Source organism: Thalassobellus citreus (genome assembly GCF_044385915.1).
Classification (GTDB): Bacteria; Bacteroidota; Bacteroidia; order Flavobacteriales; family Flavobacteriaceae; genus Thalassobellus; species Thalassobellus citreus.
Window position 1 is genome coordinate 1 of record NZ_JBISCC010000101.1, and the last position, 11257, is coordinate 11257.

The 11257-nt window shown below is 30.6% G+C and carries 16 protein-coding genes and 1 pseudogene; all 17 read left to right on the top strand.

Annotation, left to right across the window (positions count from 1 at the left end; genetic code table 11):
• Positions 1 to 316 precede the first annotated feature (316 nt).
• Entirely contained in the window at positions 317 to 574 is a 258-nt protein-coding gene (locus ACH5TX_RS01205) for a hypothetical protein (protein WP_439337733.1), read from the top strand.
• Positions 575 to 591: 17 nt separating this feature from the next.
• On the top strand, positions 592 to 1050 hold the full coding sequence (locus ACH5TX_RS01210; RefSeq protein WP_439337734.1) for a hypothetical protein: 459 nt from the start codon (positions 592 to 594) through the stop codon (positions 1048 to 1050).
• Positions 1051 to 1123: 73 nt separating this feature from the next.
• Positions 1124 to 1393 (top strand): hypothetical protein, encoded by a 270-nt coding sequence (locus ACH5TX_RS01215; protein ID WP_439337735.1) that lies wholly within the window; start codon positions 1124 to 1126, stop codon positions 1391 to 1393.
• A gap of 5 nt (positions 1394 to 1398) precedes the next feature.
• Positions 1399 to 2010 (top strand): hypothetical protein, encoded by a 612-nt coding sequence (locus tag ACH5TX_RS01220; RefSeq protein WP_439337736.1) that lies wholly within the window; start codon positions 1399 to 1401, stop codon positions 2008 to 2010.
• 19 nt (positions 2011 to 2029) lie between these two features.
• A complete protein-coding gene (locus tag ACH5TX_RS01225; RefSeq protein ID WP_439337737.1) occupies positions 2030 to 3289 on the top strand; it encodes a PA3715 family protein in 1260 nt (419 codons plus the stop codon).
• Positions 3290 to 3336: 47 nt separating this feature from the next.
• A complete protein-coding gene (locus ACH5TX_RS01230) occupies positions 3337 to 3756 on the top strand; it encodes a DUF6678 family protein (protein WP_439337738.1) in 420 nt (139 codons plus the stop codon).
• Positions 3757 to 3778: 22 nt separating this feature from the next.
• Complete coding sequence (locus ACH5TX_RS01235; protein WP_439337739.1) at positions 3779 to 4543, top strand: hypothetical protein; 765 nt, start codon at positions 3779 to 3781, stop codon at positions 4541 to 4543.
• Positions 4544 to 4555: 12 nt separating this feature from the next.
• A complete protein-coding gene (locus ACH5TX_RS01240; protein ID WP_439337740.1) occupies positions 4556 to 4888 on the top strand; it encodes a hypothetical protein in 333 nt (110 codons plus the stop codon).
• A complete protein-coding gene (locus ACH5TX_RS01245) occupies positions 4885 to 5178 on the top strand; it encodes a DUF7677 family protein (protein WP_439337741.1) in 294 nt (97 codons plus the stop codon). The genes ACH5TX_RS01240 and ACH5TX_RS01245 overlap by 4 nt, the downstream gene beginning before the upstream one ends.
• Positions 5179 to 5209: 31 nt before the next feature.
• On the top strand, positions 5210 to 5545 hold the full coding sequence (locus tag ACH5TX_RS01250) for a pentapeptide repeat-containing protein (RefSeq protein ID WP_439337742.1): 336 nt from the start codon (positions 5210 to 5212) through the stop codon (positions 5543 to 5545).
• A gap of 15 nt (positions 5546 to 5560) precedes the next feature.
• On the top strand, positions 5561 to 5932 hold the full coding sequence (locus ACH5TX_RS01255; protein WP_439337743.1) for a hypothetical protein: 372 nt from the start codon (positions 5561 to 5563) through the stop codon (positions 5930 to 5932).
• Positions 5933 to 5947: 15 nt separating this feature from the next.
• Positions 5948 to 6454: a DUF6678 family protein gene (locus tag ACH5TX_RS01260; protein ID WP_439337744.1), complete on the top strand. Its 507-nt coding sequence runs from the start codon at positions 5948 to 5950 to the stop codon at positions 6452 to 6454.
• A gap of 10 nt (positions 6455 to 6464) precedes the next feature.
• Entirely contained in the window at positions 6465 to 7412 is a 948-nt protein-coding gene (locus ACH5TX_RS01265) for a hypothetical protein (protein WP_439337745.1), read from the top strand.
• A gap of 193 nt (positions 7413 to 7605) precedes the next feature.
• Positions 7606 to 8124 (top strand): hypothetical protein, encoded by a 519-nt coding sequence (locus ACH5TX_RS01270; protein ID WP_439337746.1) that lies wholly within the window; start codon positions 7606 to 7608, stop codon positions 8122 to 8124.
• A gap of 241 nt (positions 8125 to 8365) precedes the next feature.
• Positions 8366 to 9034: pseudogene (locus ACH5TX_RS01275) on the top strand (DUF4272 domain-containing protein).
• A 158-nt stretch (positions 9035 to 9192) separates the two neighbouring features.
• On the top strand, positions 9193 to 10293 hold the full coding sequence (locus tag ACH5TX_RS01280) for a toxin-antitoxin system YwqK family antitoxin (protein WP_439337747.1): 1101 nt from the start codon (positions 9193 to 9195) through the stop codon (positions 10291 to 10293).
• A 155-nt stretch (positions 10294 to 10448) separates the two neighbouring features.
• Positions 10449 to 10985, top strand: a complete 537-nt coding sequence (locus ACH5TX_RS01285) for a hypothetical protein (RefSeq protein WP_439337748.1) — start codon at positions 10449 to 10451, stop codon at positions 10983 to 10985.
• Positions 10986 to 11257 lie beyond the last annotated feature (272 nt).

Here is an 11257-nt window from a genome sequence, read left to right on the forward strand (position 1 = left end):
GAGTTTGTTTGCGGAACAAAACAAAAACGGACAAATAAATCATCTGACTTTAGCAAGATTTCGGAAAAAATATTTGACCGAAAAAACAAACTGAATAAAATATTAATCTGACAAAAAAAAGTACTAAAACCCAACATCGCATATCAAAAATGCCTATTTTAGTACTTAATCTTATGGTTATTGCTTCTTTGCCTGCTTCTGATTTTCCTTCGGAAAATCCTCGTACACAAAATCGCACTTTCCATATGCATAACCGTTAGCAAACATTTAAAATGACAAAAAAATGACTGTTGATAACATCAGTAATCAGTAAATTATGAATTTAGAGGAAATAAAAAGCGAAGCGACTAAATCTGAATTTAAAGATTTAAAATCGCTTTCTGATAAAATTATTGAATTGAAAGCCCAAGGAATTTCATTTCTTGGTTGCGTTGCATTTGTTCAAGCCAATAAAAATATTTCCTTAAAGAATGCCCAAAAATTAACCTTAGCATTAGAGGCTTACAATAAAGGAGAAAAGAAAAAAAATGATGGTATGATTAAATTAATGTTCAGTGAATTTAAAGAAGAGTAAACTACTTCTAACTAAAAATGAAATCAATAAACAAAATAAGAATAAGGAAAATCAATCATCTAAAGGATACTTATCTATGGAAAAGAACTCATTATCACTTGGATGATTATAAATTTGCAAAATGTGCTGAGTTGGTTATTATATATCTCGAAAACTTTAAAAATTCACCCATTAAATTACATTTTCGAGAAGAAGATAATGAATTGTTAAAGTCTGGAAATGGAAAGGGTAAATGGATGGTTGGTTATCCCGATTCTGGTATTATATGGTTTTCAAATACCGAAAAAACAGCTATTCAGGGAGAAAATGTAGATTGTGAGCAGATAAACTTTAACAAACCAAAAGTGATTGTAAAATTGATTGACTATTATCGGTCGAATGGATGGAATCCTGAGACTTCTAACCAAATCTTTATTGTAAATGATGCACTTAGAACACTTGAGTTTATAGATTTCCCAAAAGAAAAAGGGATATAAAATGAAACACTTAAAACGACTATTTATTTACCTCATTTGGACAGTCTTAGCCTTACTGCTGGGAATAATATATATGCGACTTGTTTTAGGTGCTAATGATGTGTCAAAAGAAGGGGTAGGATATTTATACTATTTGTTTTACAACTGGGGTTTAGTTAACGTTGGATTAATAGTTGGGTTGGTCATTGCTGTTCTATTCATTCTTTTTGATGTTTTTTACCTGAAAAAGAAACTAAAGTGGTATAAACACAGTTGGGCTATACGCTTTGTACTATTGCTTACAATTTCCTTTGTTGTAGCTATCATTCATTATGTATTAGAAAAAGTAATCGATGTAATTTAAATATTATGGAAATACTCCTCATCATTTTTTTACTCCTATTAGCTGGTTTGGTTTTATTCCTACTCTACAAAATTTTAAAATGGATTGTGGCAAAAAGAGTAAGAATTATTATCGCAACATCATTGTTCTTAATTGCTTTAGTTGGCTTTACTATCAACCATCTGTTTTTTACAAAAATGAAATTTATTCAATCTAAAGTTTATCCCAATTTATATTTGGTGAAACACCCTATTAAAGATCGAGATTCCTTAAACAATATTATAAAAAGCAAGGTAATTGAAGTAATAGGTAAAAACCCAATAATCAATCAAAAAAAATATTCTGAAAACACATACGAAGCACCTTATGCTACCTTGGCAATTTACACGTATAGCAAGAACTCAAAACTATCTGTATTTCAAGATTACGGGACGGCTTATTTTATAGATAACGAAGAAGATTTAGGCGGTATGGTTGTGGAAGATTTGACTATGTATCAAACTCAAAAATTGGCAACCTACAACATCAAGGCTTATAAAAATGATACCACTCGCTATTACGGTGCGTTAACGTATTACAAAGATGCTTATCCGGTTAAAACAGATACTATAAACAATAACATTCTAATAAAGAACTAATACTACAAATTAACCAAAAATGAAATTTCTTTACTTCATATTAATCCTACTAATCTTTTGTTCTTGTAAGCAAAACATCAAAGATAAAAAGGTAGAACCTGTAGAGATAGAAAGTGCTGTTGAAGCGGCAGCCGAACCCTCAGAACATACTACATCAACCTTCAAAGAAGAGTTTTTAAAACTGAAACTAAAAAGTGTTCCTCTTTTGGAAAGCACTTCGTTTGATAACCTTACAGATAAAGGCGATTATCAAAAAATAAATACCGAAGAATTAAAACTGGCTAAGGTTTATAAAAATTGGAATACCCTCAAATCCAATTATAGTATTATTGATGCCTACCGATTAAAGTTATCTAAAGATTTTTATACCGTAGTCATAACAGCAATACGAAGCGATAAGGAAATAGAATCTAGACTTATCAACTATGATTTAGAAGGCCATGTGATTGCTTCAGAAATGGTCGCTTATAACGCAAAAATACAAAATTGGACAAGCACAAAATCAAAAATTGAAACAGACCGCATCACGATTAATTATCAGTTTAAAGTAAGCAAAGAAACAAGTATTATTAAAATAGAGCCCAACGGAAAATTTAGAATGTTAGGCTTAAGTGATATATTTTATGAATTGGTGATAGATGAATTAAACATAAAACGCTCAAAACTAATACCAAGCTTACAAGCATTTAAAATACTGCCTAACCGTCCGCACGAAGCCGTTGTGGTCATTCCCGAAATTGTAGAAGGTAGCGAAGAAGAACATTACTTTTCGCTTAATACCCATATTGCCTATGCGAATATTGAAAACAAGCAGGTTTTATTTCACTATTTTGAAAGTGCCAAAACAAACGGCTGGGTTTCGGATGCTATAGTACTACAAGAAATAGTTATAGACACCGCACCCTATATCATTACAGAAAATGAAAGAGCTTTTGGTGTTAAAACCCATTTTGTGGGTAGTTCACGTGTCAATCCTTATGTAAGCGACCTTCTTTCGTTGTTTATTATAAAAAGCAATAGTTTACAAAAAGTGTTACACAATTTTGAAGTAAAAAATTATGGCGGTGAATGGGATGGTAACTGCTTGGGTGAATTTACAGATGAAAATAAAGTACTTATTATCTCTGAAGAACAAACCAATGCGTACTATAATCTTATTGTGAAAAACAAGGTTACAGAAATTAAAAATGTAGAAGATAGTCAAGGCGATTGTGATGCCAAAGAAACCTCCACTACGCTTACTTCTATATTAAAATACGATGGACAAACCTATAAATAAAGGAAACGAAGCGAATTATCATCATTGATGAATCTGAAATTAATACTATGTCAAATCCCAATACCTATCAATTGAAACTACAAGAAGAAATCATAAAAAAAGTCAGTTTTATGAACACTACAAAGTGGCAGAAGTTATTTTCAATTGTAAAAGAAATAGACCCGAAATGCATGATGAACATAAAACTTTTATTAGACGATAACGCAAAAGAGTTCACGGTTCCCAACGTAGAAGATATCATCAACAAAAAATATATAGAAGATTATTGGGGTGTTTTTGAATTAAAAGAAATTGAATGGTTATTTATTCCTTCCATAATACAAACTGAACGAAAAAATAGAGATGAACGGCTTACACCCAAAACTCATACCCAAAACATCAAGCTAATTGCTAAAGCATTGCAAGCAGGAACACAATTTGAATACGAAGGATCCACTGAAGGAATAAAAATATATGGATATAAATAGATCAAAAACCAACTATAAAAAAATGAAAACTAAAACCACCCCACTTTTACTCCTTATATTCTTGCTTAGTATTGACTTAACATCTTGTAAAAATACATCAAAAAAAGCTGAAAAAACAAAAACTAACACCATAGTCAATACAGGAGAGGAAAATAAAGACACAATAGAGGTTCTTTCAGAAACAGAACAAAACAAGATTCCAGATAATTTTAAAAGTCGTTTAAGACCTGATGAAAAATTACATCTCGGAAAAGTTTATGCAGACACAGTTACCTACATAAATTTTAATAATATTGATTATGATGAAGTACTATTTACAGTAAAAAGCAATAATGAAAAAGTTGTGTTGATAAGTGATGATAAATGGGAAGGAACGTTTATTAATGAACAAAAAATTATGATAAATTGGAAAATAGATAGCATAAGACCTGCTGGCGACCCTGAGTTTTTAGAATTTAAAGAATTTTTGGTGTCAGCAACAAATGCCAATAGCCCATCAAATGCAAATAATTCATTTGTTATTTCCTGCGGTTCTGGTTGTGCTATTACCTATACGGAAAACAAGATTGTAAGCAACAACAACACGCACGAAGTAACTTTTAAAGTAGAAATGTTTGTCAATGAGACCTTATCAAAAGAATATTATGAAACCTATATTTATACTTGTCCTATATCAAACAGTCTCACTAAAATAAAATTAAAAGGAGATGATGAATTTAGTATCGATGATTTGCATCCAGAAATACAAAAACAACTGAAATTATATATCCCTAAATTGTGTAAATAATACTACTACAATATGAACTTTCAGGAAGCTAAAAAACACATTGCTAAAGAATATGAATCAGACGATGGATTAGACACATTGTTTAGAATGAGTGCCGATGTAGAAGAAGAACGAATTGCTAGGTTTCTTCAAGCATTACAGTGTTTACAAGAACATTACGCAGAAAAACCGGTTATAGAAAAAGAAGTGGCATTTCAACTGTTTAGCATTAACGAAACTTTAAAAGCAAGCATGGGGCATTGGAAAGTAAACAGGCCTAAGGGATTAGACCATGATACTTGTTGGAAAATTATTGATAGTATAAGATGTATTTTTAGTGACTTACCCAACCAAAATTATATATGAAACTAAGCGAATCATTTAGCGGAGCACTCAGAAGTTTTGCCTATTTTATGGCAAGTGGTACGCATTACCAATTAAAAGGCATTGATTACCTAAAACTATATGGCGAAGAGCCCAGTGCCATAGAACAAGCCTATGCTATTTTTGCCAATGTGATAGAAATGGATGAAAACGGAGAAGTGCTTAACGCCAAATATGCCGAAAAACGAGCAACAGATTATATCTGTTCGTATTGTGATTTTAACTTTAAGGTAGAACCTCCGTACGAAGATTGGGAAATAGAGTTGTATTAAGCAAATATTGATACAATAGATTAAGAATAATATGAATAAGTTAATGATAACGTCAAATAAAAAGTTTAGTGCAAAAACTTTTATCAATCAGCATTATTACAGCTCTTCTATTGAAAATTCATCATTTTTGGGAGTAGAATTCAGAAATATAATTTTTGCTAAAGTATCCTTCAAACAATGTGAATTTAAGCAGTGTAGGTTTAGAAATTGTGATTTTGAGGATGTTACTTTTTTGGAATCAAATTTCTGTGAAACCAACATTAAGGATTGCAGTTTAGAACATACTGTTTTTACTGAATCATCAGTATGCGAAAAAACCATAAAAGATTCTTCTGATATTTTAAGCGTTTTGCAACAAGACATTTGAAAAACTATCTAGATTATGAAAAACAAAACGCTACAAGATAATTTACCATTTAAAGATGAAGACGAAAGCCTTGTTTTTAATCACTATTCGTTTTGTGAGTTAATTAAGCACATTATGGTAAAATATGGAAAAATTTCCTACCATGAAGCTGACAAAAAACTAAAGCAAAGCTTTTTAATAAATATGCCAAAAACCTTAGAAGATGTCTATGAACTAACCCATGAGTTAGAATATCATTGGGCTATGTTATTAGTTCATGGAAACATATATTGGACCAAAGGAATACCAAGTGATTTTAACAATTTTAAGGACGAATATTTAGCATGGGAGAAAGGAATTATAAAAAAATATAACCTCAAGAAAACTTGTGAATACCTCTCTTTTTGAAGAAAAATTTAATTTATGAAAACCGAGAAAAAACGTAATATTTATGCATCTGTAGATTCGCTTGGCTTATCATTATTCGAAAAATACAAATACCTGACAGAAAATGATGAAGATATTGTAAAACTGAAACAACAAGTAAGCAAAATTGTTAAAAGCCGAAACCTATCGTCTGTAATGAATGATACCAAGTGGCTCGAACTACAGCAAAACATAGAAACATTACCGTTTCCTCCAGCTTATAACGAAAAATTAATCTTACAGGAAAAAGCTGCATTCACCTTTAAAGACTTTAAAGAACCACCTAAATATCAAGGAGATTGGTCAAGTTTTTGGGAAGAAGGTTTACCCATGTTTTTTACTATTGAATGGCTAGAAATAAGAGCATCCCAACAAATACACCAAGGTTGCTTAGTACCACCAAAAATTATTGATGCCACTAGAGCATTGGTTCAGTTGTTAAATAAACTCAACATTCCTTTTGAGCAAGAAAGTGATATTATCACTATATATGGATATAAATAATGCTTTAACTATGAATGGACTAGAAAACGTAAAACGTAGTAAACTTTATATCGAACTTAATTGCTTATTACGAGCAGAACTACCAAAATTGAAAGAAGATATTAGCCCTTCATTCAAAAAAATACTAAAAGAAAAGAAATTTCAACATCCATTGCCTATTGTTCATGAATTTGAATATGCCGCTTGGGGACGCAACAGCCAGTGGCGATTAGAATTGGATTTTGATGATTACCAGTGGTCTCACAAAACGGTTAAACCTCACTTTTTAACCGCATTATTGAGTATGGATATCGGAGATGATGTAATTTCTTTTAAATACCAACTTTGCAGTTCTTTTAACGATGAATTACAGTCCCAACAATCAGAAAAAATAGAGCTTTCAAAATTAAATGATGTTGAATTTGTAACATCAAAAATGAAAGCCGTAAAACGGTTTTTAAACCTGTTGCCTGAACGCTTTTTAGCAGAAGCTCAACAAATAGATTTTAATGATTTAGAATACACAATGCATCCCAAAATACAGGAAAAATGGCAACAAGGCTATCTTCCTGGTTATGACTGTATTGTTATGGGAGAAGGTGAAATTATAATGGGAAATACATACAGCGTTTATGATTCAAACACTAAAAAAACAAAACAATATTGGTCACCATTATGTGATACAACTATTGAAAGTTTAGAAAAATACGAAGATGATATTTGGACAGAAATAGATATTGTAAAAGGTGCTTTTACATCCAAAAATCAAACATTTGTGTTTGGTAGTGGCGCTATGGGTAATGAGGGATTTGTAGCGTCAATCTCTCCAAACAACATTTTAGATTGGGCAATCTTTTTCACCTTTTCAAACCCTATTCACAAAGCCGAAGTAAAAAATGAACACCTAATTTGTTATGGCGATACCGGAATTATTATTGATATTGACTTGAAAAGCATTTCCAAAATTCAAATTACCTAGACATCTAAAAAGTGAAAGCGCTATAGGTATCGAAAAAATATAAATTAAAACGTTTGCTAACAAAAAATATACGTAATAGCGGTTTTTGTGATTAATTCAACTTTGTTACCTTTGGTCAAAATTTAGATTACAAACTGAATAGTAAGTGATTTGAATTCCGCTACTACGCATATTCAAACCGTTGGCAATAATTATGAAAACAATCCGATTTTCCATTTTAATAATTAGTTTATTGACTTTTTCTAAAATATTAGGACAGGAAATCTTATCTGTTAAAGACATTTACCTTGACGAAAATAACATTGCCTATAAAATCGATAATGACCAAAAATTCACTGGATTCGCTCAAAAAGTTCGTAATAATGGACATGTAGTTTATGAAGACGAATTTAAAGATGGAATTATTCTAGTCCACTTTGTATATTTCAATTTAAGTGACAAAGAACTTGTTGGCAAAATGATTTATAATACCAATAAACCTTTCACTCCTGAAAAGAAAATACAGTTTAAATCAAACAAAAAAGCGACATGGCAAGAAATTGAATATTATGACCAAGACGGAAATAAAATCCTAGAAGAAACCATTACAGAGGGAATAACTACTTATCGATGTGAATTTCTAAACGGAAAGAAGCACGGTACAGAAATTTGCTCAAATAAAGAAGGAAAGAAGTTGACATCTCATTTTAAAAATGGAAAGAAAATAAAATAACTATTGCCAACAAAGCATAAAATTAATGGCTAGTTTTAGCTACTTGGAAAATTCCTTCGGAATTTTCCGCTGGCAAGTTTCTATTTATTAAATTAGTGCTTAAACGCGCCACTAATATTATACGTAACCGTTGCCAGTAATTTAAGAGACATTGAGAAAACTAATAATATTCGGAATAATTTTAAACTTAATGTCCTGTAATTTCTCGGACAAAAAGGCTGAATCAAATAATAATAAAGAAATGTTTGGACTATTTAAATCTAAAAAAAAACTTAACCGAAAAGAAAGAACAGAGAAGTTTCTAAAAAGCAAAGGAGTTAAAATAAATTATAATCTTCCACATATAGAATCTGAAGAGGAAACAACATTGAGAACACCAAAAGAAATTGCTCAAAGAGTTTCTATTTTAGCAACTACGAATATGGTTGCTTTTAATAACATAAAAGCAGAAGAAGCTATTGAATATTTGAAAAAGTATAATCTTTGGGAATTTGTAACACCTGATGAAAAAAGTTTTTTAGAAAACCCAACTGACGAAAAGAAAAATCAAGAAACTTGGAAAAGTGAAGGAATTTGGACTTTAATGTGGGCATTGAATATTGTCGAGGATTTAGAATACCCTAATGAAATGTGCGATTTGAATAAAATTCCTTTTGAAAAATATCCAATTGGATAAGATAAAGACCCAAATATTTTCATAAATAGCATTACAAAATCAAGAACAAAAACGGAAATTTTGGACGCAAACGATTTATATTATAGAATAGATTGGACTTGTGTTGATGCAAGACTAAATGGACACGAATTAAACGGACTGAATTCAGGAGTTGTTTACGAAAGGCATTATGCATTGAACTGGTTAGTGAATTATATGGAACAAGAATGGGACGAAATCTCGACTGACACATAAAAACTACTGGCAACAAAGCATAAAATTAATGGTTAGTTTTAGCTTACTTGGAAAATTCCTTCGGAATTTTCCGCTGGCAAGTTTCTATTTATTAAATTAGTGCTTAAACGCGCCACTAATATTATACGTAACCGTTGGCACCAATGCAAAAACAAACTATGAGATTAAAACTAACATTCATTTTTCTGATATTATTTTCAGCTAAATCATTTTCTTGTTCTTGTGCTATGAAACCTGATTTCAAAACAAAAGAAGACTTAAACGAATACAGTTTCATTGCTCACATAAAAATAATTGGAATAAAAGAAGCTGAAAATATTGAAACGGACTCGTATGTTCACCAAATGAATTTTGAAATATTAGAATTGTATAAAGGAGAACAAATCAAAAACATTCTCGTTTCAGGTTCTCATCCATTACTTAAAGGTTGGACATCTTGTGATTTAGAAGAAAGAGTTGGTGATGAATGGGTAATTTTTGGCTATAACAATGAACATTTTAAGAAGTTAACTACTGGCTATTGCACTCGGTCGAAAAGAATAAAAGTATTTAATGGATATGAAGATGTAAAATATCCTAATCAACTTACCTTAAAGAAAAAACTACAACAATTATTTGATAAAGAACAAATTGAACAAAAATACGAAGGCAAGAGAATAGAATATTATCAGAATGGAAACAAGCAGTTAGAGGAAAATTATAAAAATGGTAGTTTAAATGGTCAAAGATTGTTGTGGTTTCCTAATGATACTCTTCAAAGTAAACAGACTTATAATAATGGAAAGAAAAATGGAGTTTTTAAATGGTTTTCAAGTAAAGGAAATTTAACTAAAATTGAAAAGTTCAAAAATGATATTCCAATTGATACAACAACGATTTGGAGAGAAATTGATACTTCATATTTACACTTAAAAATCTATTCGGACTTAAATAACGTTGACTTAAAACAAGCTAAAGAAATACTGTCCAAAAGAAAAATTTGGATAGAAAGAATATACAACCATGAAGGACAAATGTTGTCAAATATTGTCTTCCGTCAAAATGGAGAAAAGGAAAAAGAAACAATTTATCATCCGGAACAAGACAGACAAATTGTTAGATATTTTCATAAAAACGGAGTTTTAAGCTCTGAAATGTTTCGTGAAAAAGGAAAAACGACAGGAATTTATAAAGATTGGGACGAAAATGGAAAATTATTGAGGTCTTGGGAATATGATGAAAATGGGAAAATAATTGAATCGACAAGAAAAAAATATTAAAAGCACAGGTGCCAACAAAGCATAAAATTAATGGCTAGTTCTAGCTTACTTGGAAAATTCCTGCGGAATTTTCCGCTGGCAAGTTTCTATTTATTAAATTAGTGCTTAAACGCGCCACTAATATTATACGTAACCGTTGTAAAACATTTGACGAAATGAATCGCATACTTCCTATTTTCGGAATTCTAATAATAATGATTAGCTGTAAATCGACTAATATCAGCAAAGAATCGGAATTTAAAATGTCAAATGACTCGGTGAATCTCTATGCATTTATCGGAGAAAAAATATCTGTGATTGAATTTAACACAAACGAAAATTCTGAACGAATGGAAATCGATTCTATAACTGGAGACACTCTAATATTCAAAAGTTTTGTAATAGATAATGGTTTCAAAAACAAGTATAAAGTAATACAGAATGTATATAACGAATTATCAACAGATACAATTGAATTTATTGCTTATGACCATTATGGAAGACCAGCGTTTGAAAATTATGATAATGCCTTACTCTATTTATCATATAGTAAAGAGAAAGATATTTACTATCATCAAAAATATATATTTGACCCAATAAAAAAGGACAAAAACGCGAATTGGAAAGGTCTGAATGGAGAAAGTATTGAAAAACTTTTTAAGAAACAGAAAAACGGATATTTATCTGCACGTGGAGTTTTTGAAAGTGAATAAAAACGTTTTACAACAAAATATAAGAAATAATGCTTAAATTTATTCCTAAATCAAAAGGTTAGTACATTTTTAGTCACTCTGATTTTCCTGCGGAAAATCCTCGGACACAAAAACGCACTATTCTTATACACAACCGTTGTGTGTCATTTGAAGAAACTATATGAAAAAGTTGAAAGAATTGGAACGAGAACTTAATCTGACTTTTCCATCAATTTATAAAAAGTTCTTTTTGGAATGTCTAAAATCTATTCCAAAAGGAATGGTTGGAATAG

What these genes read in the sequence shown, in the direction of transcription:
- ACH5TX_RS01205 (WP_439337733.1), top strand. Translation starts at nt 317, where the DNA reads ATGAATTTAGAGGAAATAAAAAGCGAAGCGACTAAATCTGAATTTAAA.
- ACH5TX_RS01210 (WP_439337734.1), top strand. Translation starts at nt 592, where the DNA reads ATGAAATCAATAAACAAAATAAGAATAAGGAAAATCAATCATCTAAAG.
- ACH5TX_RS01215 (WP_439337735.1), top strand. Translation starts at nt 1,124, where the DNA reads ATGCGACTTGTTTTAGGTGCTAATGATGTGTCAAAAGAAGGGGTAGGA.
- ACH5TX_RS01220 (WP_439337736.1), top strand. Translation starts at nt 1,399, where the DNA reads ATGGAAATACTCCTCATCATTTTTTTACTCCTATTAGCTGGTTTGGTT.
- ACH5TX_RS01225 (WP_439337737.1), top strand. Translation starts at nt 2,030, where the DNA reads ATGAAATTTCTTTACTTCATATTAATCCTACTAATCTTTTGTTCTTGT.
- ACH5TX_RS01230 (WP_439337738.1), top strand. Translation starts at nt 3,337, where the DNA reads ATGTCAAATCCCAATACCTATCAATTGAAACTACAAGAAGAAATCATA.
- ACH5TX_RS01235 (WP_439337739.1), top strand. Translation starts at nt 3,779, where the DNA reads ATGAAAACTAAAACCACCCCACTTTTACTCCTTATATTCTTGCTTAGT.
- ACH5TX_RS01240 (WP_439337740.1), top strand. Translation starts at nt 4,556, where the DNA reads ATGAACTTTCAGGAAGCTAAAAAACACATTGCTAAAGAATATGAATCA.
- ACH5TX_RS01245 (WP_439337741.1), top strand. Translation starts at nt 4,885, where the DNA reads ATGAAACTAAGCGAATCATTTAGCGGAGCACTCAGAAGTTTTGCCTAT.
- ACH5TX_RS01250 (WP_439337742.1), top strand. Translation starts at nt 5,210, where the DNA reads ATGAATAAGTTAATGATAACGTCAAATAAAAAGTTTAGTGCAAAAACT.
- ACH5TX_RS01255 (WP_439337743.1), top strand. Translation starts at nt 5,561, where the DNA reads ATGAAAAACAAAACGCTACAAGATAATTTACCATTTAAAGATGAAGAC.
- ACH5TX_RS01260 (WP_439337744.1), top strand. Translation starts at nt 5,948, where the DNA reads ATGAAAACCGAGAAAAAACGTAATATTTATGCATCTGTAGATTCGCTT.
- ACH5TX_RS01265 (WP_439337745.1), top strand. Translation starts at nt 6,465, where the DNA reads ATGAATGGACTAGAAAACGTAAAACGTAGTAAACTTTATATCGAACTT.
- ACH5TX_RS01270 (WP_439337746.1), top strand. Translation starts at nt 7,606, where the DNA reads ATGAAAACAATCCGATTTTCCATTTTAATAATTAGTTTATTGACTTTT.
- ACH5TX_RS01280 (WP_439337747.1), top strand. Translation starts at nt 9,193, where the DNA reads ATGAGATTAAAACTAACATTCATTTTTCTGATATTATTTTCAGCTAAA.
- ACH5TX_RS01285 (WP_439337748.1), top strand. Translation starts at nt 10,449, where the DNA reads ATGAATCGCATACTTCCTATTTTCGGAATTCTAATAATAATGATTAGC.